Source organism: Fodinicurvata sp. EGI_FJ10296 (genome assembly GCF_040712075.1).
In the GTDB taxonomy this organism is placed as follows: Bacteria; Pseudomonadota; Alphaproteobacteria; order DSM-16000; family Inquilinaceae; genus JBFCVL01.
Genome location: NZ_JBFCVL010000003.1, coordinates 538542 through 564869 on the forward strand (window position 1 = coordinate 538542; position 26328 = coordinate 564869).

The window sequence follows — 26328 nt, forward strand, 5'->3', positions numbered from 1 at the left end:
TGCTCTTCTTGATTGTCCAGAACCATGCGAACCGCACGCTCGCGGAATCAGCTTGCGGATCGTCTCGCCGAGCGATGCGTTCTTGCCCACGACGCGAGTGTTGTCATTGCGACTGAGTCGGCGAACCAGCATACGAGGGGGTCGCCGTCTTGGACCTTGTCCATCATTGCAATCACCTTCAGGAAAATATCAGTCGGTCGTCAGTTCCCGGAGGAGCCGTGCGTCGCAAGCCATTCCAGGAACCGTTCCACGTCTGCGGTATCGGCCAGCGCGTAACGGGCGGCCGTCGGCCGATCCTTTTCGTCGCGCACGACGAGGCCGATGCCGCGCCGGCTTATCGCGCGGAAGGCGTCCTCGTCGGTGGTGTCGTCGCCGAGATAGACCGGGACCACGTCCGGCTTGTCGAGCCCGCGCCTTTCGAGCAGCGCGGTCAGCGCCCGACCCTTGTGCCAGTCGGTTCTCGGCTTGACGTCGAAGATCTTCTTTCCCGCTGAGTGGCGCAGGCGCTCGAAGCGGGCCATGACCGCGTCGACAGCGTCCTCGACATCTGGCATGTCCGCCTTGTTCACCTTCCGGAAGTGCACGGCGAGGGAGAACGACTTGCGCTCCACGGATGCGCCTTCGATGTCCCGCAGCGCATCGCTCAACGCGCTCTCGGCGCGGTCGAGATCGGGCAGAAACGCCTTGCCCTGCTCGACATCTTCGCGCCAGCCGCCCGGACCCGCCATGGCGAAACCGTGACTGCCGGCGTAGAAGAGTCCGTCGAGCCCGACGAACGCGCGGACGTCGTCCAGATCGCGCCCGCTGACGATCGCCGTGGGAAGGCTCAATGCCAGGCGCTTGACGGCCTGCTTCATTCCGTCCGACAGGATCGCCTGCTTCGGATCCTCGACGATGGGCGTCAAGGTGCCGTCGTAATCGAGAAACACCACAGGCCGTTTGCCGGCGAGCCTTTCGCGCAGCTCGTCCTCGCGATCCCGGGCCAAGGGCAGATTGTGCAGCGTCTTGACGAACAGGCTCATTGTCGTCGGGTCGAAATCGAGTTCGCCGAGATCCGCCAGGACGATATCCGCGCCGGCATCCGCAAGCTCCGCCCGATGCCCTTCGCGGGCGACCCCGATTACCGGTGAGAAGCCGCCGCGCACGCCCGCCTCGACCCCCGACGACGCATCCTCAACGACGGCCGCCCCTTCGACCCGCGCGCCGAGGCGTTCAAGCGATTGCACCAGGATGGCGGGATCGGGCTTGCCGGGCAGGTCGAGTTCGGCCATGTCCTCGCCATCGACCTTGGCGTCGAACAGTTCGAGCACTCCGGCGGAGCGCAGCACCGCCGCTGCGTTCCTGCTCGACGAAAAGACGGCGAGCTTTACGCCGGCTGCTTTCAGCTTATCCATCAAGGCAAGTGTGCCGGGAAAAGCTTCGGTGCGGTTCTCTTCGAGCCAGGCGTTGAAGTAGCGGTTCTTGCGGTTCCCGAGCCCGCAGATCGTCTCGCGCCCCGGAGCATCGTCTTCGTCGCCACGGGGCAGCAAGATGCCGCGGGATTCGAGGAAGCTTCTCACACCGTCGTAGCGCAGCTTGCCATCAACGTATATACGATAATCGATCTCGGTGAACGGCTCGAATGCATCGCCCTCGGTCCGGCTGCGCAGATAGGCGTCGAAGAGCTGCTTCCAGGCCGCGAAGTGCGCCGTCGCGGTATCGGTGACGACGCCATCCATGTCGAACAGCACGGCCGAGATCCGGGTGCCCGGGGCCGCGTCGGCTCCGCTCGTCGCTGGCCGGCTCATTGGACGGCTCCCTTCTTTTCGCCACCGCGCTCGTCATGTCGCTTCTCTTTGCTCTCGTGCCGCTCCTCTGGGCGCTTCTCTGCCTTCCCGTCCTTTTCTTCTTTCTCGCCCATGGTCTTGTCCTTCCTATGCGGGCTCTTATTTCCACCGCGGCCCTCCTGCTCGCGACCACGTCCCGTTTCCCGCTGGTCCTCTTGGTCCCACGAGCGGATGCTGGCCGCCAGCGGATGCAGGTCCTTGCGCACGAAGATCTTTTCGATTTCGACGAGGATGAAGACCCCGAGGCCGACGCCGACGGGCCAGAGCCATCCGAGGGGATCGAGGGAAGCCGTGCCGAACAGCGAGTGCATGAACGGCGCGTAGGTGAAGACCAGCTGCAGCACGATACAGCCGCCGATCGCCATCAAGACGGTCCTGTTGCCGATCAGCCCGCTCACGGTGAACGCCGCGCCAGAGAAGAAACGGGTGTTCAGGAGATAGAAGATCTGCCCCATGACCAACGCATTCACGGCCATGGTTCGCGCGTATGCGAGGCTCGTGCCGTCGCGTTCCTGCTCCTGGAGAAAGACGTAAACCACGCCGAGCAGCAGCGCGGTTCCGACGAAACCGATGCGCCAGATCACGAATTTCGTGAGCAGCGGCTCGTCTGTAGGGTGCGGCGGGCGCTGCATGAGGTCGCCTTCCGCCTTTTCCCAAGCGAAGGCGATGCCGAGCGTAACCGCCGTGACCATGTTGACCCACAGGATCTGCACCGGCGTGATCGGAAGGGTCATGTTCAGCAGGATCGCGCTTACGATGATGAGCGCTTCTCCCGCATTTGTCGGCAGGATAAAGAGGATGGCCTTGCGCAGATTGTCGTAGACGGTGCGGCCCTGCTCGACGGCGCGTTCGATGGAAGCAAAGTTGTCGTCAGCCAGAACCATTTCGGAGGCCTCGCGCGCGGCTTCCGTACCCTTTTGGCCCATGGATATCCCGACATCCGCCCGCTTGAGGGCGGGCGCGTCGTTGACGCCGTCGCCGGTCATGGCGACGACCTCGTTCTCCTTCTGGAGAGCCTTCACCAGGCGCAGCTTGTGCTCTGGACTGGCGCGCGCGAAGACGTCGACATCCATCGCGACGTGCCGCAATTCATCGTCCCCGACCGCCTCGAGTTCCCGCCCGCTCATGGCGTTGCCCGAATTCCTCAGACCGAGGTCACGCGCCACGGCGCTCGCCGTGGCGACATGGTCGCCGGTGATCATCTTGACCCGTATGCCCGCGCTCTGGCAGGCGGCGACGGAATCGATGGCCTCTTCGCGAGGCGGATCGATCATGCCGTAGAGGCCGAGCAGGATCAGGTCACCTTCGACATCTTCCTCGCTCAGCTCCGACATCTCGCCGGCTTCCTTGCGCGCGGCCGCGAGCACGCGCTGACCGCGTCCCGCGATCTCCTCCGCGCGGCTGTACCAGGCATCGGCGTCGAGCGCCGCCACCGCGCCTCCGCGCATCTCGCCAGTGCACATCTCGATGACCCGCTCGGGGGCGCCCTTGACGTAGATGAAGCGGTTGCCTTCGTGATCGTGGTTGAGCGTCGCCATGTACCGGCGCTCGGAGGCGAAGGGAACGGCGTCGACGCGGGGAAAGTCGTCATTCTCGCGGGCGGGTTCCAGCCCTGCCTTGCGGCCGAGCACGATCAGTGCCGCCTCCGTCGGATCGCCCTCGGGCTTCCATTCGTCGTCCTGACGCTCGACCACCGAATCGTTGCAGAGAACGCCCGCGCGGACCACCTCGAAAGCGGTCTCATAATCCTCGATTTCGATGGATTTTCCGTCGAGCAGGAAGCCGCCATGCGGTTCGTAACCGACGCCCTCGGCCTCAATGTCGTGCTCTGCCGTGCGCACCGTCTTCGCCGTCATCTCGTTGCGGGTTAGCGTGCCCGTCTTGTCGGCGCAGATCGTGGTGACCGCGCCCAGTGTCTCGACGGCGGGAAGACGGCGGATGATGGCGTTTCGGCGGGCCATGCGCTGGACGCCGATGGCCAGGGTCACGGTCATCACGACGGGCAGGCCCTGAGGAATCGCCGCGACCGCGATAGAGACCGCCGCGAGGAACATCTCGGTCCATTCGCGTTCCCAGACAAACGTCCCGACGCCGAACGTGATGAGCGCAAGGACAATGATTATGACGGTCACGATCTTCGTGAATTCGTCGAGGCGCTGCATCAACGGCGTCTTCAGCTTCTCGACGTCCGACAGCATCTCGCTGATCCGGCCGATTTCCGTATCGTCGCCGATCGCGACGACGACTCCGGTTGCCTGTCCCGAGGTCACGACCGTGCCGGAATAGCCCATGCTAGACCGGTCGCCGAGCTCGGCATCTTTCTCGACCGCCTCGGTGCTCTTTTCCGAAGCGGTGGATTCTCCGGTCAGCGCCGCTTCCTGCGCCTGCAGGTTCCTCGTCTTGATCAGACGTACATCGGCGGGCACGCGGTCGCCCGCGTTGAGGACCACAATATCGCCGGGTACGAGTTCTTCCGAGGGGATTTCGTGCCGCTTGCCGTCGCGCCGCGCCCACGCCTTTTGCGAGAGGATTCCGCGGACGCTTTCCAGCGCGTGCTCCGCCTTTCCCTCCTGGATGAAGCCGATGAACCCAATGACCAAGACGACTGCGAAGATGACGCCGCTGTCGATCCACTCTCCCAAAGCCGCCGTGACCACCCCTGCAATCAGCAGGAGGTAGACGAAAAGGCTGTTGAACTGCGCGAGGAAACGCTGGAGCGTGCTTCGCTTCGAGCCCGGACTCAGCCGGTTTTCGCCGTGCTCTTCCCGGCGCTTCTCGACTTCGCTCTTGCTCAGCCCCTTTTCGCGACCGACGCCGAGCTTGTTGAGCGTCTCGTCCGGCGACATGGCGTGCCAGGCCGGACGTTTCCCGCCCTCGTTCGAATTTTCAGCCATTCTTCTTCCGCCTCCAGCCACTCTCTTTAGTCGTCGACCTTTTCGCCACCCCGTGTTTTAGCGGATATTGTCCAGCCGGGCATTGAATCCGCCTTGCCTTGGCCGGCGATAAGGAACGCGGCGGCGCCACTTCGTGGCCATGGTCTTCGCCTGGCGCACCATCTGCGCCGCATAGGCCCATTCGTTGTCGTACCAGGTCCGGATCTTGACGAGACCGCCATCGACCACGATCGTGCTGTCGAGATCGACGGGTCCCGCTCGCGCTTCGGTTTGCCGCGATGTGACATCACGACGGGCGTCCCGTCGCGCTCCACGATTTCCCTGATGGTCGGTGCCGCAGCTCGGATACACTGGTCTTCCGTCGCCTTCCCGTCCTTGACCGGAACGTTCAGATCGGCCCGCACCAGCGCACGCCGATCCATTGTCTGGAGATCGTCCGGGGTCCGCAGCACGTGATCCTCGCGCTCTCGATCGGCGGGTAGAATGCCCGCACGCCGACTGCCGCCAGCGATGATGTTGACTGTTTTTGAACTCGACGGCAAAGCGAATGTTTCCGACGCAAACGGATGAACCGAGATGCGGGCCGATGAAGAACTTCGACGTGATTTGCGCCTAACCGTTAACCGTGTGGGACGCTGCGATTCGCGCGGTCCACGTGCACACTGCGCCGAGGCGGAGGCCGGAACCGCCTCGGACGAGCCACTGGGCGGTGGTCGAACGATAGCCGAACCCGCCCGATCGAGTGGCGGCATTGCGCCGAACCTCTCGCGAAATGGTCAAGGCCCCCCGGCCTAGCAGATTGCTGAAAAGCTCTCCCGGACAGCGGTGAGTATGGCTTCGTCACCCTGGTCGAAGGTAAATTCGATCTCCAGGGCGCCATCGTCAAGCAGTTCGGCCGAGCCAGTGCCGGCGACCTCGTCCATCTCGTCGAGACCGCGCCAGGTTAAATGGATGATTGCCTGGCTGTAGCCGAGATCGAAGCCGGCTTGAAGCGCCCCGAAGGCGATCTCACTGCGTCCGTTCGCGGCCACGATAAAGGCCGCGGGTGATCTGCGAAGGTTACCGGATGGGCCACAGAGCTGGCTTTCGAGCCAATGCCACGTTCGACCTTGTTAAATCCGATAGAGTACGATCGAGGAAAAATCGATGGGAGCCTATGCGAAATCGGGATCGAGCCCGATCGCCGGTATCATCAAGCCGGGCGACGTGCCGCCGCGTGGAGGGCTCTATCTGCTCGACGTGGTACCGGACGGCGAGGTCCGCTACGGCTTTCCGAACATCAACGACACCGCGGAAATCGTCGAGATGATCGCCTGCGGCTGTCATGTCATCCTGTTCTCCACGGGGCGCGGATCCGTCGTCGGATCGGCCATCTCACCCGTGATAAAGGTCTGCGCCAATCCCGAAACCTTCCGCCGGATGAGCGGCGACATGGATGTCGATGCCGGCCGGATACTGGACGGACGCGCGGATCTGGACGATGTCGGCCACGAGATCGAAGACCTCGTCCTTGCGGTCGCACGCGGCGGCCGCACAAAGTCCGAGGATCTGGGCCATCACGAGTTCGTGCTGACCTACAAGAGCTTCGAGCCGATCGGCCCGGGCTGCCTGCCGTCGCCCACTTGAATGGGCGGCGCGCGGCAGCGTCGGTCGACCGGCGGTTAACCGGTTCTTAGGAAATGTCGGCAACAGAATCAGTGCTGATATTGATGCAGGCACCGTATGGAGGTTGACGTGACTATCTTCGCCCAACGCTGGTTTTCCGCCGTCGCCGTGTTTTTCGCGACGGCGCTGATCGCGGCATCGGCCACCGCCGACGAGCGGATCGCCGTTGTCGAATCGGTCTACGCTCATGACGGCAGCCGGGACACGCCGCCCGGCGGATACGAGATCTGGGCTGATGAGATCTCGGTCATCTGGGAAGATATGCTGGCGAGGGCTGCCGCCGCAGATGCCGAAACGCCGACTGTCTTTCCCCCCACCACAGGCGGCGACCTGTCGGTGGAGCTGATTACGGCAGCGGACTCCGAAGCCGCGGTCTCCGCCGTCTTCGACGACGGCAAGAGCAGTGCGGAAGTCACCTTCGGCCTGATCGAGGAAGATGGCGCGTGGAAGATCCGCGATGTATGGCGAGAAGGGCGCGACGGCAATCGCCAGTACATATCCGAGATGCTTCAGCAGATCCCATAAGGAACTGCTTTGCTGCCTCTGACATGGCAATCATTGAGCGGCTTGGCTGAAAGAGGAAAAGTCCAGACTTTCAGCCAACCGCCCTGATTGCGAGCGGATCGCGCTGGCTGTCGTAATCCCAAAGCGCTCACCGTGACTGCCGATCACGTCGATCTCAACGCTGGCGTTATCTTGTCCGAGAGAATGAAGGATCGACGAGGCAGCATCCACCGGGGCATCCCCGTGCGCCTTACAGTTGGTTCAGCTCCGAACTTAACCACGCCGGCCTTATCGGCGGCTGTTTGGCTCAAGCCAGCCGGCCATGGTCTGCTCCTGGAAGGGGTTGGTTCCTGGAAAGTCAGTTCTGGACTCATGACACAGTTGGCAATGTGACAGTGACCGTTGTTCCCTCACCAAGTTCGCTTTCAATTGATAGAGCGCCGCCATGAAGCCTCACCAGTCGGTCGGCAATCGGGAGTCCCAGGCCGACCCCTTCAAAACGCCGGCTCAAATCCGCATCCACCTGATAGAAAGGCTTCAGCACCTGGGAAACATGTTCAGCTGACATCCCGACACCCTGATCCCGAATTTCCACGGCAAAGCCGCCCGGCACGTGATGGCCCGAAATCTCTATCGATTGACCATAAGGCGAGAATTTTATAGCGTTGGCAATTATTTGACCAAAGATTTGACGCAGGCGCTGCTCATCGGCGCGCAACTGCACCCCTGCGTTAGCAAGGCTGTTTTGGATGGAGCCCATGGATTTTGGGCACCCCGTTTTCGGAGCATACGCGGTCGCCAAGTCGGCCGCGGCGTCCACGACGTTGCCAAGATCGACGATCTCGGACGATAGGGAGATGTGGTCCGCATCGATGCGCGAAAACTCAAGAATCTCGTTGATAATTCCCAAAAGATGTTCGCCACTTATCTTTATGTCCTGTGCATAGTCGGCGTATTTGGCATCTAGGGAACCAAGACGGCGCTGGGCAATAATCTCAGAAAAGCCAATGATTGCATTGAGCGGCGTCCTGAGTTCATGCCCCATAGTGGCCAAGAATTGTGATTTTGCCTTGTCAGCCTCTTCGGCACGCTGCTTGGCAACCATCAACTCACGCGCCAGGCGGGCATTGATCTGTGCGGTTTCGATCTGATGGGCCAGCAGATGCCGGGCTCGTGAGGCCGCCAAGGCGAGCACAAACGTCACGGCCAGTATGGCGATCACTTTCGCGATATCGACACCAAGCAATATGCTGTTCGACGTGAGGTACGTCACATAATTGTCCGTGCGCCCTGCTTCGGACGGCGCGGTCATCATGGCGAAAACAACGAGCAAGCTCCATCCTGCTGCGCTGAGCACGCCGCAGATTACCAGAAAACGTGGATCGAAATTTAAGACTCGCAACGATATGAATAAGAAAATAAATATAAATTCTGGTGATTTAAGATAAAATGACGCAGGTTGGCCGTATTGTAGGTGAAACGACCAAATCATGCCGAATAACAATACGATGTCTATGATGATAGATGAAAATAGATATGACTTCGGCAGGCTGTACCGGTGAGCTAAAAAAAGCCTGCCGGCAGTCAAAAAGAAGTATACAATGAGAAACCAAGGCACAGGCTCAGTAGACACGTCTTCCGGAAAAGCTTTTGGTCCGATGAAATATGCGAACGAAAAAACCGCAAGCAACGCCATCTGGACCCAGCCGACAAGCACCTCGCTACGATGCTGCTCTTTGTCGATCGCAGTTTGAACCGCTTCCGAAACTGACGGTTGCCGGATGATTCTCTCTTGGATCGCGTCGAAATATGCCAATTGACGCCTCAATGAATTCTGTAACCGTAGGGGGTTTTTCGTCGCGGACGTCTACAACCGGACGCCCACAAACGATACAGAGCTGAAAATAAAATTTAAATGCGCGTTACCCCTTAGCTCCGCTGTTTTATGACGCCATAGTCCATCGATGGGCCGTGGCCCTTTTCTCCGTACACCGTCTTCGCCGTGCAAGACGGCTCGAATGGGCGAGAGCATAGCTCAGTCGGTATGCCGACCCCGTTCTCGGCAACCGCAATCATTACCGCAACAACGGGCCACAATGGGTTTCGCGGGGCGTGCCGGGAATTTTCCGGCTCTTCTTGAATGAACGTTCCATACTAGCCACATATTGAGCTTGGAGACGATGAAAATGCCTTGGACGAAGAACTTTGACGTGACTGAGACGCTCGAAAAAGCCATGCAGGCATTCTGGGCGCATGGCTACGAAGCCACGTCGATGCAGGATCTGGTAGACTGCACGGGCGTCAACCGGGGTAGTCTTTATGCAACCTACGGCGACAAACGCGCCCTGTTCCTGGCGGCATTGCGCATGTACGACAGCAAAATGCGCCACAGTCTACTCGCTGATCTTGAAACTCGAAACTCACCACGCGACGCCATTCGTGGACTCTTTCAGGCCTTTATGACCGACATTGCAGATGGGGGCAGCAATCGCGGCTGCCTCCTGACAAATACGGCGCTGGAACTGTCCGCCCACGATCCGGAGGTTGCACAGATCGTCGCTCATGCGCAGGAGCAGATTGAAGCATTCTTCGCCCGCTTGATAACCGAAGGCAAGAAGCGGGGCGAGATTGGTGATCATATCAATGCCGGAGATGGTGCGCGTGGGCTCCTGGCCAGCTTGATCGGTCTTGTCGTGCTGGTGCGCAGCCGTCCCGATGGGACGCTTCTTCGGAGCATCGTTGACGATGCAATGCGGCGCCTCGACTGAAATTTCTTTTTGACTTTGTTTGGAACGTTCGTTCCAGACTGAACCGACGACAACTCACCCGAAAGGAGACGACCATGACTGCAGAATACCAGCTGACACTGCCGTTTCAGACCCTCGAAGACGCCGAACCGCAGACCAGAGAAGTATTGGAAAAAGCCAAGGCGCAGGTCGGATTCATCCCGAACATGTATGCCGGAATGGCAAATTCCGCCAGCCTACTGGAAACCTACCTCGACGGCTACGAACGGTTCCGGCAGCAATCGGGTTTCACGCCCGCAGAACAGGAGGTGGTGTTCCTGACCATCAGTCGTGGCAACGGATGCGACTACTGCATGGCGGCCCACAGCATGATCGCCGAAAAGATGTCCAATGTACCCGCCGAGGTGACAGCGGCGATCCGCGATGGACAACCGATCCCGGACATCAGATTGGCAGCGCTCGCCACATTGACCGAGACGCTCCGTGAAACCCGGGGACTGCCGTCAAAAACCGCAGTTCAGGCGTTCCTGGACGCAGGCTTCGAAGAACGCCATGTGCTGGAAATTATCCTGGCGCTTGCCGTCAAGACACTGAGCAATTACGCCAATCACCTTTTGCATACGCCGCTTGACGAAGCATTCGCCGGCCACGCGTGGGAAAAAGCGGCCTGACCGGTCCGCTGCGGCATCAAAAAACACGCCAACCTCTCCCGGGCAAGAGACCCTTGTCCGGGAAGAGATGCGCAGGTGAACAATATCAAATTTGGCGCTTGCTCAATTACCTGTTCCATCTGCCGGGCACCGCGCGAAATCAGCCCTCCTCAGGCCGGACGGAAACGGTCAACATGTCACTTTGAAAATTGATTCCAGTTTCCAGCCCGCAGCAGCGCGACGGTTGGCACCTTCTCGGTAATCCCGTATTTTCTCATTTACTGACTCAAATTATAATGCTCTTGCCAAGCACTTTCGACTGATTCGAATGAGTGCGTATTATTGGGCACTTGTCCCTTTTCCGCAATTCGTATTCGGTTTTTACTAATGAGCGATAAGGGAGGCCGCTATGAATATCATGGAAATGAATCGTCGGTCGGTATTGCGCGTTGGCGCCAGTGGGGTTGGCCTTTTGGCGCTCGGCGCGGCTGGCTGCCGTCCGACTGGGCAGATGCAGGTCGCTGAGGCGAGGTCGGCGATGGGGACCGTGATCGTTGACGACGTGATCGATCACGTCCTGACCACCGACTCGTGGCCTGGCGCCTTTGGATTCGTGACATTCCGGACTCATGACGCGCTGCATAACGGAAATCCGGTACGCTATATCCGCACCGACACTTCCGATTCGGGTTTCGCCGAACGCGAAGGGCTGGTTCACGTGCCACTTCTGAATTCGGCCCGCGGTCGTGGCATCAACAACGATTTCTTCGTTTTCGACAACGGCAGCCCGTCGGTCATACGTTATGCTCCCGGCAGCGAGCGCTTTACACCGCTTTTCGAAATCAAGCGCATCTCAGGCCAGGCCGCATTCGATTCGGCTGATGCGATTGATCGGGCACGCGATAACGGGCAGATCGAGGTCGAAGACACCGGCATCCTTGTCAATTATCCTTTGGTGCAATGGCCGGGTGGCGCGCTCACCGTCGACGCCGCCAAGGAAGACTATCTCGGCGGCGGCCAGCTTATCGAAGACATAAATACCAATCGTGATCGGGTCGCGCTGAAGCTGCATGAAGCCTTCCCTGGCAGCTATTACATCCTGACCGATGCGTCTCTGGCGGGGCCGGCGGGCAACATGAACGTCCCCGTCTCACCATCGACGTGGCAACTTAACGACTATCGCGCCACTGACCGTATCTGGGTATTCGCCAACGGCATCGAGGGGTCGGGGGCTATGGGGTTTCAGCCCGGCATATTCGGAAATCAGGCCGGGCACCCGGCGTGGAGCCCGTTCTGGGACCACTACACGCTGGAATGGCGGGACGAGAGCGAGGCCCGGCTTCTGACATCGGCTGAAGAGGCGCGCGAACTGCGCGATGCCGACGTCCTTCGCGAGTACAACGGGGTCCCGCCGACGCATCCCCAGGGCTTCGTCGTCAACTGCCCCGTGCCGGTCATCGGCGAGAACATGACCTCGGCCTAGGCTTCAATGGCAGGACCGTCCCACCCGACGACGGCGTATCGCGTCTTCGCCGCCGGTCGGGCTTGTGTCACCACGGTCAGCCCCGCTCCTTCTCACCTTGGGAGAGAAATCCAATGCACGATTTGAACAGCGATCGACGCCGGTTTTTGAAAACCTCTGCGACCGCGGTCGCGGCGATTTCTTTGGTGGCATTGTCGCGCACCGGAGGCCGCTCGGCCGAAGCCGCCGAAGATCTGCCGCGAGCAGAGCGCGGCCATGCCCTCGACTATGTGAACAATTCCGCCGAAGCCGCCAATCACGACCGCTATCAGCCCGGTGCGCGTTGCCAGGACTGCGCTTTCTGGGGTGGTCATGTCGATGCGCCGTGGGGGCGATGCAATCATCCGGATTTGAATGATGTTCTGATAAACGAGATTGGATGGTGCGAAGCCTTCGCGTCGGCGTGATCCTTCCGGCTTTTCCATGTTTTGGGTGTACCGCGCCATCCGTTTTCGATCCTTTTGACGATCGGCATCAGGGCAAGTTTTCAACCGACAAGGGCCGTTCAGGAACATGGATTACGCACCAATTCGCGACTATGCAGCCGTCGGCGATTGTCACGGCAGCGCCCTGGTTTCCCGTACGGGTTCGGTAGACTGGTGCAGCCTGGAGCGCTTTGACGCCGATCCAATTTTCTGCCGGCTCCTGGATAGCGACCAAGGCGGTTTTCTAGAGGTCGTGCCCTCGGAGATTCGGGCGGTCGCACGCGAATATGAAGCCGGCACCAACGTGCTAAACACTACGATATTCGCGGAAGACGGCGCCTTTACGCTCATCGATTTTATGCCGGTCGGCCGACAGCCGAGGGTGGGTGCCCATAACTATGTCGATCTCGATGCCCCGCATGTCTTCGCGCGCATTATCATCCAGGTCGAGGGCCGGCCGACAGTGACCATCCGGTACCGGCCAAGCGCTGCTTTCGGGCGCGTGCCGACACACCTGACCCTTACCACCGGTGCGGTCACCAGCGCCGACGGCCCCGTGCTCTATCATGACCTGAACGGCGTCAAAGGCAGCGGCGATAAGATCGTTGCCCGCATCCGACTCGCCCCTGGCGAGCGGCGCAATCTCATGGTCGCAGCACGGCCGCTTAACCAGACCAGGCCGCTTACCGCTCTTGATCAATTACTTTCCATCACCAGAGCATTCTGGCGGGAGTGGCTGGACTACAACCGCTATGACGGTCGGTATAAACACGCCGTCGACCGTAGCCTGCTAACCCTCAAACTCCTGACCTACGCTCCCACGGGTGCGATCGTGGCCGCCGCCACCTCGTCATTGCCCGAGGAAATCGGCGGTACGCGCAATTGGGATTATCGATACTGCTGGCTGAGAGACTCGGCCTTCACATTGGCGGCCCTGGCGACTGCCGGTTATGGCGGTGAAGCGGCGCGCTTCAGCGGCTTCCTCCAGCGTGCCTGCGCCGCCAGCTATCCGACACTCAACATCATGTATGGCATCGACGTCGAAACCGACCTGACGGAGTCCATCATCGACCATCTTGATGGCTACCAAGGCAGCCGGCCGGTGCGCAAAGGAAACGGTGCGCATGACCAGCGCCAAATGGATGTCTTCGGGGAAGTCATGGACTGGGCGCTGGTCTTCCAGCGCCTTGGCGGTACCGTTAACGCTAAGCAAAAGACAATGCTGCGCGGCATCGCAGACTATGTGGTCGCGGTCTGGGATCAGCCCGATCAGGGGTTGTGGGAAATGCGCGGCGAGCCCCGGCATCATGTCCATGGTAAAATCATGTGTTGGGTGGCACTGGATCGTGCGGCTCGGCTGCTGGGCGACCAGCCGACATGGGCGCGGGCGCGTGACGCCGCGCTTGCCGAAATCAAACAACGGGGTGTCGACACCGACCGCGATCATTTGATCCAGGCATACGACCATACAGGCGTCGATGCGGCGCTGCTGACTGTGCCGCTGCTTGGTTTTCCGGTTTCGGCCCGCTGTCTGGAACAAACAGTGCAAGCGGTCGAACGCGAATTGCGGTCCGGCGATTTCGTCTACCGCTATATTGGATCCGACGGTCTGGAAGGTGGGGAAGGCTGTTTCCTGATCTGCAGTTTCTGGCTGGTCGAGGCGTTGCTTGCGGTTGGTCGTATCGACGAGGGCCGGACGCTCTTCGAGCGTTTGATCGATCAGGCCAACGATGTCGGTCTTTATGCCGAGGAAATCGACCCGAACAGCGGCGCCTTTCTCGGCAACATGCCGCAGGCCTTCACCCACCTGTCTCTGGTGTCGGCCGCCTTCCATTTGGCCATGGCCGAAGAGGCGGGCGCCAGGGCTCTGGCCGGAAGTCATGCCGACCGAACCGGGCGCAGCGTCGGGGCGACATTCGGGATTCGCGGTTTGTTGTCGGCCTTCAGCACCACCCGTCGGGTTGGTCGACTGCTGCCATCCAGGAAGTCCGTGATGCCGCGCGCCCTGGCGCAATAGCCAACACACCCCTATACGCGGCCGGCGCGCGCGTGAAGCAATGCCGGTAATTCGTTCGAAAAAGAGCCTACCCCGCACAGCAGGAAAGCGTCGCCACGTTCTTGTCGAAGGCCAGTGCGGCAAGCTTCAGCCCTTCAACGGTCGTCAGATACGGGAATAGCATCTCGCCGAGCGCCTTCGCCGTCATGCCGGTCTTAAGGGCAACCGCCAGCGTCTGAACGCTATCGGCAGCTTCGGGTGCAAGGATCTGGCCGCCGAGCAGACGGTCGGTTCCGGCGTCCGCCACCAGTTTGATCAACCCGCGCGCATCACGCGCTGCAAGCGCCCGTGGCACTTGATCGAGCGGCAGGACCGAGGTCTTGACGTCGTAGCCCGCGTTTCTGGCCGTGGCCGCGCTCAGGCCGACGCCGGCCACCTGAGGATCGTTGAACACCACCCAGGGCATGGCGCTATTGTCATAGACAAGGCTGTCACCATTCAGAGCGTTGAGCGCGGCAACCTTGCCGCCGTAAGCGGCCATATACACAAACTGGTCGCGGCCAGTCACGTCACCGGCTGCATAGATGATCGGATTGGAGGTGCGCATCATCGCGTCGACCGAGATAGCGCCGCTGTCGGCGCGTTGCACACCGTTCTTATGAAGATCGAGCCCGCGCGTGTTGGGCGTTCGCCCCGTTGCAGCCAAAACCTGCTCCGCCCGAAGAGTTTCTTCGCGGCCATCGATCTCCACGATCAGGCCAACGCCGCGTTCATCCCGCGTGACCTGCCGATAGGCAAGGCCAACATGCACCATCAAGCCTTCGTCGCGCAGATACCCGGTCAGGGCTTCCGACACTTCCGGCTCTGCCTCTGGGAGAAGACGCGAACGGGCGACGATGGTCACACGCGTACCCATACGCGCAAACATCTGAGCGAGTTCGCAGCCGACATAGCCGCCGCCGATCACAATCAGCGAACGCGGCAGGTCGGTCAGCTCCAGCGCTGTGGTGCTGGTCAGCCACGGTACATCATCAAAGCCGGGAATGTCCGGTTGGCCCGGTGCCGCCCCGGTGGTAATGATCGTCTTTCCCGCCCGTACGATCCGTCCGCCAACGGCGACGCCCCCGGTCGTCAGGCATGCGGCCCCGTCGAAATAGGATATGCCGGGATAGGCCGACAGCAGATCGATGTATTTGCGCTGACGAAGCGTCGTCACCAGATCATCCTTCGCCGCAACGAGCGCGCCCCAATCCATTATATGGGCTTCGCCGGAGAGCCCGGGAAAGCGGCTGGCGGCGCGCGCACCATGCAGGACTTCGGCGGCGCGGATCATTGTCTTCGACGGCACGCAGCCGACATTGACGCAAGTGCCACCGATCGTGCCGTGCCCGACGAGGGCGACTTCGGCACCCTGTTCGGCGGCAGTTATGGCGGCAGAGAACCCGGCGGAACCGGCACCAACGACGGCGAGGTCGTAGGCGCCGTGGCTCTTTGGCTCCGGCATATAGCAATCCGTCATATCAGGTGTTTTCCTTTGTCGCTTTAGTGTCGGTTTCGCAGCAGGCGGCAACCCGCTGCCGCCGCCAAAGACCGAAGACCGCGATCCCGGCGAAAACCGCCAACGCCGGAAGAAGAACGTAATCGAGCCAGCCGAGCCATGCCGCGAGACCGGCGATGCCGAACAATATGACCAGAACCGGCGTGAAGCAGCAGATGGCGGCGATGACCGTGCCAATAGCGCCGGTCTTGATGATCGTGGCGTCTTTCATCCTCCCACCCTCACATTGATTTCAGCCGAGCGGGATCGCGCGCATTGGCTGGCGCGGTCGCGACAGCAGCGGGGCCGGTTGGCGCGTCACTCATGTCATTTCATCCTCGATCCCGCTAAGGGTTCAATGTAAGGTCTGTAGTCACTACAGGCTCAAGGAGTTTCTGCGGAGAATGAAACACGACACGCCGGAGAAGGGTTTGCACCGGGCAGCGCTTGCCCGCCGCACCGGCTGCAATCTGGAAACGATCCGCTATTACGAGAAAATCGGCATGATGCCCGAGCCGCCGCGCACGGATGCCGGGTATCGTCTATACGGCAGCGTCCATGTGGAACGGCTCCGCTTCATCCTGCGGGCACGCGAGTTGGGCTTTTCACTCGGCGATATCCGGGAGTTGCTCGCCCTCGTCGATCGCGGCGCACAGACCTGCGCCGAGGTAAAGGATCTTACCGAACGGCATCTTGCCGACGTGCGCGAGAAGATCGCCGATCTCATGCGCATCGAGCGGGTTCTGGCCGAAACGGCAGCGCAATGTTCCGGTGACCAGGTTCCAGAATGCCCGGTGCTCGATACGATCGGATCGTAAGGTCTTTACGGCCATCGATGTCACGTGCGCATCGTCGAGCAAAGCCTTTTTGCATTCCGAGCCAAACCGCGAAGTCGCAACGACGACGTAACAACGGCGAAGCATTCCCTCACGGTTTTCACGGATTGTTGAACGCGGCTTGCATCGGCAATGTCCGCGATTACGGATTTCGCTATGGACACGACCCCATTCCGAAATGGGGAATCTCCCATGCAGCATCGTCGTTGGCAACAGTATTGCGAGTTTGCAATACAGTCGGCCAGCGGCTGTTGAGCAGACGAAAGGATTATTGATGTCCAGCCTGGATCGCGTCGCGCCTACACCGCTAGGCGAGACCATTATCCATATTCTGGCGGCGGGCATCGCCGCGCAGATCGTATTTGAAATTCTCGCCCTGTTGATTGCGCCGTTGGTCCTTGGTTTGCCGATGCTGCCGGCGAATTTTGTTGTCGCGCTCACGGCCCTGGCGGGTCTGTCGCTGCCGATTTCCGCCGGATGGGCAGGCCATCTGCTGGCCGGGATCGTGGTATTCCCCGTTGGCTATATGCTGATGCGGCGTTTCCTGAACAACTGGGGCTGGGCACTTGCCGGTGCGCTATACGGTATCGTGTTATGGTTCATCGCCCAGGGCTTTCTGGCGCCACTCGTCGGGCGGCCGTTCATGCTGGGGTTTGTGAGCTATACATGGGTCTCGCTGGTCGCGCATCTGATATACGCCCTGACGATCGCCTATGTGATTGACCGGTTGCAGCGCCGGTTATGACCGTCCTGATGCCCGCCATGTTCGACCCGGCACTCAGCAAAGGAAACGGCCTGCTGCGCAGCGGTTCCTTGCCTGAGGCATGAAATACTCCGCAGGGAAGCAAGTGGTCCGATCTGCTCCAGTCGGTGGAACCTTTCGCGCCGCAGAACCTTCATCATGAACAACAGGTGGCTGCTGGGCCCGTCGGGCGCACGCGAACTGACTGCAACACCGGCCCGATAGCGATCCAGTGGCACGTTTTACCGTCGTTGGATGGCCCGGCAATCCGGCAATAACCACAACCGATCCCGCAGGCAATCTGCATGTGGCCAAACTCAAACAAGTGGAAATTGGAGACGGCGATGGCAAACAAACTCAAACCCGGAGACCACCTTCCCGATATCACCGTGCCGCAGATTGGTGGCGGTGAGTTGCGTCTCGGCATCCCTGTTGACGATCACGACTGGCAAATGGTCGTGATCTATCGCGGCAAGCATTGCCCGATCTGCAAGGCCTATCTGACTGAGCTTGAGCGTACCCTGCCCGATTTCGCTGCGGCCGGGGTCGATGTCATCGCCGTTTCCGGCGATCCCGAAGATCGTGCGCGCAGCTTCGCCGAAGAGATCGGCGTTACCTTCCCGGTTGGGCATGGCCTCACGGTGGATCAAATGAAGGCGCTCGGGCTTTATGTTTCAGAGCCGCGCTCGGAACAGGAAACCGACCGTCCCTTCCCGGAACCTGGCGTGTTCGTGATCAACGCCGACGGGCTGATACAGGTTGTGGACATCTCGAACGCGCCGTTCGCCCGGCCGGATCTTGCGAGCCTCGCCAAGGGGCTGAAGTTTATTCGTGACAACAACTATCCGATCCGCGGTCGTCTCGCGGCCTGAGACAGCCCCGCCGTCAGGAAGAGACGCGCTGGATCGGCAACAACTTCCTGGCGCGGCCTCGATCTGAAGCGAGTGGAATCGAACCTTCCCTGCCTTTCGAATGCCCCCTGTGAATGACAATTCATTGTTTCTCGTTCAAACAGGCAACACGGCCAATGAAACTCGACCGCAAGATCTGCGTCATAACAGGTGGTGCCGGCGGCATCGGCCTTGAAATCCCGAAATACCTTGCCGCTGCAGGCGCCAAGGTGGTGATCGTGTCGGATCGCTCGGTGGGCGAGCTCGCTGTCGGTCTCGATGCGCAGGTCTTGCCGCCGACCATTTATGCAATGCAGGATTAATATGATGGGGCAGCCAATCTACGCGGGGTTTCGCGGAAATGACAGAGAAGCGAAGCGATGACATCCTGAAGCTTTATAGGGAAACTGCTCATGACTTTAAGCGAAAAACAGGCATCACTTTGCGAGAAGAATGAAACTGACTTTTCCGATCTGCGTGCCGTATATTTCAATTGCACACTAAAGCATCCCGACCAAACGTCGCACACATCGCTGCTGTTGGGCACATCGGCCGAGATCATGCGCAAAAGTGGCGTCGTCGTGGAAGACATCCGGATGACCGCCCATACCGTCGCTTTCGGCGTACAGCCGGACATGCGTGAGCATGGCTGGGACCATGACGACTGGCCCGATCTATGGCGCAAGGTCGAGGCGGCGGACATACTCGTCATCGGCACGCCGATATGGCTGGGCGAACAATCCTCTGTCTGCCGGATTCTCATCGAACGTCTCTACGCCATGTCCGGGCTTCTGAATGACAAGGGGCAATCCATCTTCTATGGCAAGACCGGCGGCGTCGTGGTCACCGGTAACGAGGATGGGATCAAGCATGTGGCGATGAACGTTCTCTATTCTATGTCGCATCTTGGCTACACGATCCCGCCGCAGGCCGATTGCGGCTGGATCGGCGAGGCCGGGCCGGGTCCGAGCTACGGCGATGATGACGCGGGGTTCGACAACGAATTCACGCAGCGCAACACCACGATCATGACTTGGAACCTGATGCACATGGCGCGGATGCTGAAGGATGCCGGCGGTCTCCCCAACCATGGTAACGACCGCAAGGCGTGGTCGGCCGGATGCCGTTTCGATTTTGAAAACCCCGAACACAGAAGCTGAAAAAGGTATCAAGTCGGCAGGCTTTGACGTGCATCCCGATTTTCGGAGCATTCTGAGCTGGAACTTTCCAATAATTATCCCGATGAGAGGACAACATCTACGATGAACTTAAATTAATTTCCGCCCTTTACAATGCAATAAGACCAAAACATCGTCATGACTGAAACGCATGAAAGCTACGGGCAACTAATGCTCGTGTTCGGCGCGGTCGCGCTACTCGCCATTCCGCTCAGGAGTGCGCTGAGAAAGGTCGCCCTGCCCGCATTGATCGCCTTTATCGCTCTCGGTCTCGCCCTGTCCGCCGCCGACGAAAGTCTGGAGTTTATGACGCGCGACCTTCGCGACCAGACCGGGGTGTTGGCGCAGTTGGGCCTCGTGGCCCTGCTCTTCCGCGTGGGGCTGGAAAGCGATCCGGATCGACTTGCCGGACAACTTCGGCGCGCAGTCGTGATCTGGCTTCCAAACATGGCGGTTCCCGCGGCCCTCGCCTTCGCGCTGATCTGGGCATGGCCCGGCCTAGGGCCCATCCCGGCACTGCTCACAGCCATCGCAGCAAGCGCCACGAGCATCGGCATCTCCACCGCGCCCTGGGAAGAAGCCGGCGCATTGCAGAGCGATGACGGCGCGCTGATGCTCGACGTGGCTGAGCTTGACGATCTGTCGGCGGCGATCCTGCTCGGGATCGTTTTCGCCGTTGTGCCAAACCTGCATGAAGGCAACGGGACGATGGGCCAGGCGGCGTGGGCCGGTGCCGTGCAGATCGCCAAGATCACCCTTTTCTCTGCTGCTTGCTACGCATTCTCTCGTCTGGTTGAACCGAGGCTGTCGGCGATCTTTGCCGACCTTGATCCGCGCACTGGCCCGTTCGTCTTCGCGGCCGGGACCGTCTTTCTAATCGCCGCCACGGCCGACGCGCTTGGCTTTTCCATGGCGATCGGGGCAATCTTCGCCGGCCTTGCCTTCAGCCGCGATCCTGCAGAGCGTCAGATCGACGACGCCTTCGCCTCCATTCTGGCGCTCTTCAGCCCATTCTTCTTTCTATCCATAGGGCTGTCGGTCGAATTCGACCGTTTCGGGGCCACTCTCTCGCTTGCCGCGGCACTCTTTGTCGCGCTTGTTGCAGGCAAGGCGCTAGGCGCCGGCCTTCCGGCCTGGGCTGTTTCCGGACGCAGAACCGGCCAGATTATCGGCGCGAGCATGGTGCCCCGGGCCGAGATATTCCTGATCGTCATGGCACACGGCCTGTCGATGGGGGCCTGGGCGGTGCCGTCTGAACTCTACACGGCCTCCGTTCTTGCGGCGGTGGCGACCTGTATTGCCGGCCCCTTAGTGGTGGCGCAGCTTTTGGGGCGCACGAGACCGTAGGCGGAATGGCTGACATGACCGCCAGGCTCTTCACACTGACTGTTGTCGCCTCGGTGTGATTTATCTCCGGCTGCTTGCGCATCCCAATGAAGCCGGCGACCTGTGGGCGTCACCTGGGGAAAAGTTGATGTTTTTTCTGTATGCCGTTCGCGTCCAGTTTTGGTTGTTTCCGACCAGGCGACAAGACAAAACTTTGATACCATTGGTTCGACGTCAGCGGATACATCACATTTGAATTGAACCACCACCTTTTTTATCAAGCTACTAGCCTGTTTTTCGGCTCCGACCCGCGACAACCATTACGAAGCCAAAGATGAAGGTAACGGCCAGCCCGCCAACGATGCGAAAATTCCATACTGCGCTATTGGCCGTCAGCGTGACAGTAGCCGACTCAATATCGATCCCGTTGGATGCCGCAATGTTGGCGCGCACCAAATAACCAGCATCCAAAGGAACCTCGAAGGTACCCAGATTGATGTTGTGACCACGAACACGAATGGAGCGGCCGGACTCATCGCTCGAATCATTAGCAATACCGCTGTGGGTGAAGATGTCCTTAATTTCTGCCTCTTCATCGCCCCCGATCGCGACATCATAACGGGCAATACGTCTGCCGATCCGGCCTGAATATTCTAGACCCAGAACTGCACGCACCGGATTCATTGTGGGGTCCAGTGCGACAGGCAACTCCTCACTGCGACCTTGCGAAGCCAATTCGATCTGCGTGACCGTCTCGCCCGACCAGTAAATCACATAGAAGACATAGAATATCGCGCTCGCGATCGCGAGGATCGCAAGCAAACCGCCCAGCCGACTAACGACGCTCTGCTGTTTGGTCATGCCATGCTCCTTGTTTTGCGATTTGGCTGCAACTGTCGCGGTGATGACACCATTTTTAGCGTGCGCATAACAGCTTCGAAGCCAACCAAGCTGCGCGACCACCACCATCTGATGAGCGCAAAGCAATATGGCCGCCGGATTTAAACGTATGGATGAGTTATTTTCGGTCGATAAAACAAAAAATTTTCTCCGTTCAAATTGATATCAGCGTCAGAATCTCGTTCTAGTGCAGGGGTATTTCACTGTGGCCACGGTTCCTAACAGAAAAGCGCTCTTCATTTCACCAAATCGCCACAAGTTTGTTGCCGTAATATTTAAAGTGCGTCGTCATCGGGTCGATGGCGAGCAATTCCGGAGCATCATTCTGGGCATAGGCGCTGCCTCCGGCGAGAGCTGTCTCAAAAGCGGCTATGAACATTTTTATCGTCGATGACTCCGTTCTCGGCGTGCTGCTATGGGAGCCCATTGTCTGGCCGGTGTCCTGTAGTCTGCTTTATGCGCTTGGTGGCTTCCGGCTGGCTTCATGGAGAAGATCGGGAACCGATTTGCGTCATGTTGTCAATTAGCTGGGTATAGTGTTCACGGGTGATCCAGTACTCCGCGACCGCCCCCCCGCATGGGAGCATCAGCGGAAGGAGCTGCTCGCCGGATTGAGCGTTGCCTTCGATCGAGGACTTGTTGAACCCTGGATACCCGTCGCGTTCGATTCGAAACCCCTCGATGCCGGGATAGAGATCACCGGCCGCCGCGTCGCACACGGCGCGCCGGTGCTCTGTGTCGCGCGCATAAGGCTCGTGATCGAGACCATAGATATGGCCGAGTTCATGGGTAACCAACTGCATCGCCGAGGTGAGCGGCGTATCGCCCATGCCCTTAGTGATCGTCATCTGGATCGTGGGAAAGGCAAAGCGGATGTCGTCGTCGGTGGCATGAAGGGCGTCGTAATCCGCGCCAAGGTCCCATTCGGCCCTTCCGGCGACCTCCAGCCACGAAAAGGGCGTGAAGAGCAGCCACACATCGGCGTCTGTTTGGCGCGCCGCCGCGAGACGGTCATGGGTGCTGGCCATGAGGTAGTTGCGGACACCCCCGGCATTGCCGCGCGCCACTTCATCCTGCATCTCCTGGTGATCGGCCGGCGCGTAATGCATCGCGCCGGCGAAACGGAGATTGGTGTCGGTCACCGGAAAGGTTTGGGTCGTGAAATCGGCGGCCGTGCGCGCAACGCGCCGTGCCTCGTTCAAAGCCCAGCCTGGCACGCCGTCACGCCACGGCCCGACGCGCGCCATATAGTACGCAATCGTCAACTCGGTTTGCAGGTCGTTCCACTCGACATCCGCGTCCTCGACGAACACTTCCGGCTCGCCGCACTGGTCGACGGGTTCGACTTCAATACGCACCTCGAAGGTCTCGTCGACCTCTGCGGGCGTCCAACCATAGAGATTGACCGAATTGTGCGCCGCCCGACGATCCTCGGCATCGTAGAGATCGAGCCGCCGGACCCGAGCCCCACGGACCTCGTCGAACAGCGGCTGCTCTTCGTCGCCGATCCCGCGGACATGGGTGCGAAACTCTTCCACCTGCCAATCTTCGTGCACGTCGTCGTGCGGGCGCCATTTCATGTAGACACGCGCAGCAGTCGGCTTGCCCACGATCAGCGGTTCGTTCGCGCTCACCTGGTAGAGATTGGTTTCAATGCCTTCGGTCCAGTCCTGGACGAAATGCTGGTGTGGTGTGAAGCGCGTGCTCGATCCGGGCGCCGTGTAGATCATGTCCTCGTCGTCATTGAGGTTGACCATGGTGTAAAAGTCACTGGTATGCGCGCTGGACAGCGCCGCACCGCTTGCGCTGCGCACGCCGCTCGGTCTTGCCGTCAGCCGATACCGAACGCCGTCGCGAAGCCGGTCGGCTGTCACGACGGCGACTTCATCGGGGGCGGCAAGCGCCAGGCTAGCCTCGACCCGCTCCATATCGCCGCCGGCGTTGCGTGTGCTGAGTGTGATGGCGTCGGCGTTCAGCGAGTCCGGATCGACCGGCTCGGAGAAACGCAGCCGGATGTCGGGCGTCCACGAGACGTTGCGCCGATCCGGTTCCGGTGTCTGCGCCGCGACGGTGAAACCGGCGCCCGGCTCGGGATCGTTGCCGTCGACACGAGCGGCACGGTGCGGCCCGGCCATGCCGGTTGTGCGGACGTTCGGCGCCATAAAGCGCCCAGTGATCGTCATCGGGCCAGAGCGTTCCTCGGTTTCGGTCAGCCGCTCAGGGCGATGAGTCGAGATCGCGACCGTCGCGGGGCCTGAGAGATCGAAGCTTCCGACAACGCGATTCGCCGTGACCGCCTCGATCACGACCTCGCCACTGAGCGAGCCTTGCGTTACGCGTCGGCTGACCCCGTCGACGAGGCGCAGATGTGACTCGCACTCGTATGACCGATAGGCGCGGCCCATTGCATTCTCGAACGGCACACCGACCGCTTCAAGCATGTCGCGCATTCTTGCCATGGACCGCTCGCAGGCGCGCCGGTATTCCGGGTCCATCGGATCGGAGACGCGCCCAATGACGCCGTTCCAAGAGGTGATGAAGCCGCCAACGGTCTGCGCCCGCCCATCGCCGGACACATAGGCGCGCGCGGCATAGCTTTGGCCCGCCTCGATTTCCGAGGGTGGCGTCCCGGCCAATTCGACCACGACCTGAGCCGCGGCGTTCGCAGGCCAGCCGCCGACACCGCCGTGGCGCACCTCCAACGGTCCGGCCATGCCGCCGCCCCGCCAGACATTCAGGTTCGGACTGAACACGCGGAAAACGGTGCCTGCGCTTTCGGTGCCCTCGAACTCTTCGCCGGTATAGAGCTCCATTTGCGCCGCCATCTCGGGGCTTATACCCGACGCACCGCCCTCGGCGGCCACCGCGCCGAGATGGGAGGCGCAGGCAATGCCCGAGCCTGCGACCCCGCCCGACGCGTGCGATACCTGCAGGCGCGCCCGCCCAGGCAGAAGTTCGGCATTGGCGCCGTCGGCAAAGGCGTCAAGATTGACGTCGCCAACCGACTCGAAAGTGAACGGCGGGTTGATCGCCTGCGCCATCATCGCCGCTGAGCAGGTCGGCCAAGGGTCGACCGGCACGGGCTCGCATCGGTCCTGCGCGCTGGCTGTTGTCGTAACACCGACCGCACCGGCGACGAGCGCGGCTCGCAGTCTGGAGAATGCAGGCATGGCCGATGCCTTCTGTTGGAAATTCGATTCCGTAGCAGGACGCGGGGCTAGGGCGCCGATCCGAAAGCGCCCATCATATCGCCGATATTGGTCGGTTCGGCAGGCAACTCGAATTCAGAGGCGGGTCGTGACTCGTCGGTCAGGGATTCGACGACGAACGCCTGGCCGTAGCGCAAGATTCCGAGGCCGCGTTCGACGATCGCCGCCTGGCGCGGCTCGACCTCGCCGTTGGTTGCGGCGGCCATCGCCGCAAAGGCCTGGCCCATCTCGACGGCGAGCGGGTTGTCGGTGAGCACCATCTGATCGGTATGGTGCTCGCCCCCGCTATCGATCCAGCCAATCTCGTAGAGTTCGCCTTCGATGCCGGCGACCACTTCCTGACGGCCGGTCGCCTCAAGCCCGGTAACCTCCTCGGCGGTTTCGATCGTGATTTGAGGGCCGGTCTGGCCATCCGCACCGCCGGAGTCCGCACCCATCGAGCCCGCCATCTCACCAAGCGAGCTGAGGTCGACGACATGAACACCCATGCCGCCGGCTGTGGTCGCTGCGTAGAGCGTGCCGTCGCGCACGAGCATGTAGGTCCCGGGCGTACCGGGCGTGATACGCATCGTGCTCGGATCAAGCCAAGCCATCTCCATCGTTTTTACCCCTTCCGGGGTTGGTGAGGAAAATTGCGCGGTTCCAGCTGCGAATGCGGGCGCAAGTACGGGGGGTACTGCGATCAGGGCCAATCCCAATGCGAAAACAAGACGCGTCATCGCTTACTCCTGCAAGATTTCGGCGCGTAAACAGGCCGGATGTTCAAGCCGCCTGTGCTCAGACCCACGGTGACCGAGGCTGCCGACGCTGCGGCTGCGCGCCCCGGGCAGTACCGACCCGGGTGACCTCATCGTGCGATCTTCAAGTATGCTGGCGGAGCCTATCAAACCCGGCAAACAAACTCAAAGACGGTCTATGTGATACGCCCAACGGCACCCAGACTTCGTCCGGGCCGAGACCCGTTCGCCCACATGATTAAAAATCGGGCTCTACGGCAAGACGGAACCTGGCCTCCGGATCCCGTATTGAGAGGCGCAGACTCGTGCCGTCGATCACCGCGCGCAAACGGCTCACGCCATCGGTATCAAAGGCCCGGCGCAATTGCTCGATACGGTCGAAAAGCGCGGTCGGAAACCATGCCGCCGCGTCGGAGGCCAGTTCAGGGGCGTCGGCTGCGGCGGCAGGCACCGACCTCGGGAGGTCGGCGATCGCCCTGTACCTTTTAGCTGCGGTTTCTGGACATGCACGCCACGGGTCACGCGAAGTGAAGCCTAGCGGAACGTAGCGTGACCCGCGGGCGACGGCCCGAATTTGGCGTACCCTTCCAGAACCGAGCCGATTCGCCGGGAGCAACCAATTGCCCCCTGTGGCGCAGACCACCTGGGGGGGATGCGTGCCCCGTCGGATTGGCCGTGATCGATGCCCCGTGGGGAGTCCGCGCCGGACCTTCAATGCATTGTCCGAGCGCCAGTACAGGGATC

The 26328-nt window shown here is 60.6% G+C and carries 26 protein-coding genes; 13 read left to right on the forward strand and 13 right to left on the reverse strand.

The window, feature by feature from the left end; genetic code table 11:
• Positions 1-200: 200 nt before the first annotated feature.
• The 4 genes from otsB to ABZ728_RS08700 all read right to left on the reverse strand — a co-directional run bounded on the left by otsB (position 201) and on the right by ABZ728_RS08700 (position 5751).
• Positions 201-1787 carry a trehalose-phosphatase gene (gene otsB, locus ABZ728_RS08685; RefSeq protein WP_366655695.1) on the reverse strand — a complete coding sequence of 529 codons (1587 nt, stop codon included), beginning with the start codon at positions 1785-1787 and terminating at the stop codon, positions 201-203.
• Positions 1784-4720, reverse strand: a complete 2937-nt coding sequence (locus ABZ728_RS08690; protein ID WP_366655696.1) for a cation-transporting P-type ATPase — start codon at positions 4718-4720, stop codon at positions 1784-1786. Before ABZ728_RS08690 ends, otsB begins: the two co-directional genes overlap by 4 nt.
• A gap of 26 nt (positions 4721-4746) precedes the next feature.
• Positions 4747-5142, reverse strand: a complete 396-nt coding sequence (gene pgk, locus ABZ728_RS08695; RefSeq protein WP_366655733.1) for a phosphoglycerate kinase — start codon at positions 5140-5142, stop codon at positions 4747-4749.
• 369 nt (positions 5143-5511) lie between these two features.
• Positions 5512-5751 (reverse strand): hypothetical protein, encoded by a 240-nt coding sequence (locus ABZ728_RS08700; protein ID WP_366655697.1) that lies wholly within the window; start codon positions 5749-5751, stop codon positions 5512-5514.
• 100 nt (positions 5752-5851) lie between these two features.
• Between ABZ728_RS08700 and ABZ728_RS08705 the strand changes: the two genes are divergently transcribed.
• Together ABZ728_RS08705 and ABZ728_RS08710 are read left to right on the forward strand one after the other, a co-directional pair.
• Complete coding sequence (locus ABZ728_RS08705) at positions 5852-6346, forward strand: hypothetical protein (RefSeq protein WP_366655734.1); 495 nt, start codon at positions 5852-5854, stop codon at positions 6344-6346.
• 108 nt (positions 6347-6454) lie between these two features.
• Complete coding sequence (locus ABZ728_RS08710; protein ID WP_366655698.1) at positions 6455-6910, forward strand: hypothetical protein; 456 nt, start codon at positions 6455-6457, stop codon at positions 6908-6910.
• Positions 6911-6940: 30 nt separating this feature from the next.
• On the opposite strand, the gene ABZ728_RS08715 is transcribed toward ABZ728_RS08710, so the two are convergent.
• Together ABZ728_RS08715 and ABZ728_RS08720 are read right to left on the reverse strand one after the other, a co-directional pair.
• Positions 6941-7120: a hypothetical protein gene (locus ABZ728_RS08715; RefSeq protein ID WP_366655699.1), complete on the reverse strand. Its 180-nt coding sequence runs from the start codon at positions 7118-7120 to the stop codon at positions 6941-6943.
• Positions 7121-7259: 139 nt separating this feature from the next.
• Complete coding sequence (locus ABZ728_RS08720; RefSeq protein ID WP_366655700.1) at positions 7260-8705, reverse strand: ATP-binding protein; 1446 nt, start codon at positions 8703-8705, stop codon at positions 7260-7262.
• A gap of 370 nt (positions 8706-9075) precedes the next feature.
• Between ABZ728_RS08720 and ABZ728_RS08725 the strand changes: the two genes are divergently transcribed.
• The 5 genes from ABZ728_RS08725 (at position 9076) to ABZ728_RS08745 (ending at position 14250) form a co-directional block, all read left to right on the forward strand.
• Positions 9076-9657, forward strand: coding sequence for a TetR/AcrR family transcriptional regulator (locus ABZ728_RS08725; protein ID WP_366655701.1), 582 nt, complete (start codon positions 9076-9078; stop codon positions 9655-9657).
• A 74-nt stretch (positions 9658-9731) separates the two neighbouring features.
• Positions 9732-10307 carry a carboxymuconolactone decarboxylase family protein gene (locus tag ABZ728_RS08730; RefSeq protein ID WP_366655702.1) on the forward strand — a complete coding sequence of 192 codons (576 nt, stop codon included), beginning with the start codon at positions 9732-9734 and terminating at the stop codon, positions 10305-10307.
• A 388-nt stretch (positions 10308-10695) separates the two neighbouring features.
• Positions 10696-11769 carry a hypothetical protein gene (locus ABZ728_RS08735; RefSeq protein ID WP_366655703.1) on the forward strand — a complete coding sequence of 358 codons (1074 nt, stop codon included), beginning with the start codon at positions 10696-10698 and terminating at the stop codon, positions 11767-11769.
• 113 nt (positions 11770-11882) lie between these two features.
• Positions 11883-12215, forward strand: coding sequence for a high-potential iron-sulfur protein (locus ABZ728_RS08740; protein ID WP_366655704.1), 333 nt, complete (start codon positions 11883-11885; stop codon positions 12213-12215).
• Between the two features lie 106 nt (positions 12216-12321).
• Positions 12322-14250, forward strand: a complete 1929-nt coding sequence (locus ABZ728_RS08745; RefSeq protein WP_366655705.1) for a glycoside hydrolase family 15 protein — start codon at positions 12322-12324, stop codon at positions 14248-14250.
• A 67-nt stretch (positions 14251-14317) separates the two neighbouring features.
• Here the strand turns inward: ABZ728_RS08745 and merA are convergent, their stop codons facing one another.
• Both merA and merF read right to left on the reverse strand, forming a co-directional pair.
• Positions 14318-15748 carry a mercury(II) reductase gene (merA, locus tag ABZ728_RS08750; protein WP_366655706.1) on the reverse strand — a complete coding sequence of 477 codons (1431 nt, stop codon included), beginning with the start codon at positions 15746-15748 and terminating at the stop codon, positions 14318-14320.
• 1 nt (position 15749) lies between these two features.
• Positions 15750-15998, reverse strand: a complete 249-nt coding sequence (gene merF, locus ABZ728_RS08755) for a mercury resistance system transport protein MerF (protein WP_366655707.1) — start codon at positions 15996-15998, stop codon at positions 15750-15752.
• Positions 15999-16170: 172 nt separating this feature from the next.
• On the opposite strand from merF, the gene ABZ728_RS08760 reads away from it, so the two are divergent.
• The 6 genes from ABZ728_RS08760 (at position 16171) to ABZ728_RS08785 (ending at position 20759) form a co-directional block, all read left to right on the forward strand.
• Complete coding sequence (locus tag ABZ728_RS08760) at positions 16171-16584, forward strand: helix-turn-helix domain-containing protein (protein WP_366655708.1); 414 nt, start codon at positions 16171-16173, stop codon at positions 16582-16584.
• 292 nt (positions 16585-16876) lie between these two features.
• Positions 16877-17347, forward strand: a complete 471-nt coding sequence (locus ABZ728_RS08765; RefSeq protein WP_366655709.1) for a DUF6789 family protein — start codon at positions 16877-16879, stop codon at positions 17345-17347.
• A 329-nt stretch (positions 17348-17676) separates the two neighbouring features.
• Positions 17677-18216 carry a peroxiredoxin-like family protein gene (locus ABZ728_RS08770; RefSeq protein ID WP_366655710.1) on the forward strand — a complete coding sequence of 180 codons (540 nt, stop codon included), beginning with the start codon at positions 17677-17679 and terminating at the stop codon, positions 18214-18216.
• 155 nt (positions 18217-18371) lie between these two features.
• Entirely contained in the window at positions 18372-18557 is a 186-nt protein-coding gene (locus ABZ728_RS08775; RefSeq protein ID WP_366655711.1) for an SDR family oxidoreductase, read from the forward strand.
• Positions 18558-18647: 90 nt separating this feature from the next.
• Positions 18648-19394 carry a flavodoxin family protein gene (locus tag ABZ728_RS08780; RefSeq protein WP_366655712.1) on the forward strand — a complete coding sequence of 249 codons (747 nt, stop codon included), beginning with the start codon at positions 18648-18650 and terminating at the stop codon, positions 19392-19394.
• A 156-nt stretch (positions 19395-19550) separates the two neighbouring features.
• The gene (locus ABZ728_RS08785; RefSeq protein ID WP_366655713.1) at positions 19551-20759 is read left to right on the forward strand and encodes a cation:proton antiporter; all 1209 of its coding nucleotides are present in this window, start codon (positions 19551-19553) and stop codon (positions 20757-20759) included.
• 264 nt (positions 20760-21023) lie between these two features.
• Here ABZ728_RS08785 and ABZ728_RS08790 read toward each other — a convergent pair whose 3' ends face one another.
• From ABZ728_RS08790 to ABZ728_RS08810, 5 genes are all read right to left on the reverse strand, one after another.
• Positions 21024-21599, reverse strand: a complete 576-nt coding sequence (locus tag ABZ728_RS08790) for a hypothetical protein (protein ID WP_366655714.1) — start codon at positions 21597-21599, stop codon at positions 21024-21026.
• A gap of 280 nt (positions 21600-21879) precedes the next feature.
• The gene (locus ABZ728_RS08795; protein ID WP_366655715.1) at positions 21880-22017 is read right to left on the reverse strand and encodes a hypothetical protein; all 138 of its coding nucleotides are present in this window, start codon (positions 22015-22017) and stop codon (positions 21880-21882) included.
• Positions 22018-22120: 103 nt separating this feature from the next.
• Positions 22121-24808: an Ig-like domain-containing protein gene (locus ABZ728_RS08800; RefSeq protein ID WP_366655716.1), complete on the reverse strand. Its 2688-nt coding sequence runs from the start codon at positions 24806-24808 to the stop codon at positions 22121-22123.
• A 47-nt stretch (positions 24809-24855) separates the two neighbouring features.
• On the reverse strand, positions 24856-25416 hold the full coding sequence (locus ABZ728_RS08805; RefSeq protein WP_366655717.1) for a hypothetical protein: 561 nt from the start codon (positions 25414-25416) through the stop codon (positions 24856-24858).
• 406 nt (positions 25417-25822) lie between these two features.
• On the reverse strand, positions 25823-26035 hold the full coding sequence (locus ABZ728_RS08810) for a hypothetical protein (RefSeq protein WP_366655718.1): 213 nt from the start codon (positions 26033-26035) through the stop codon (positions 25823-25825).
• Positions 26036-26328 lie beyond the last annotated feature (293 nt).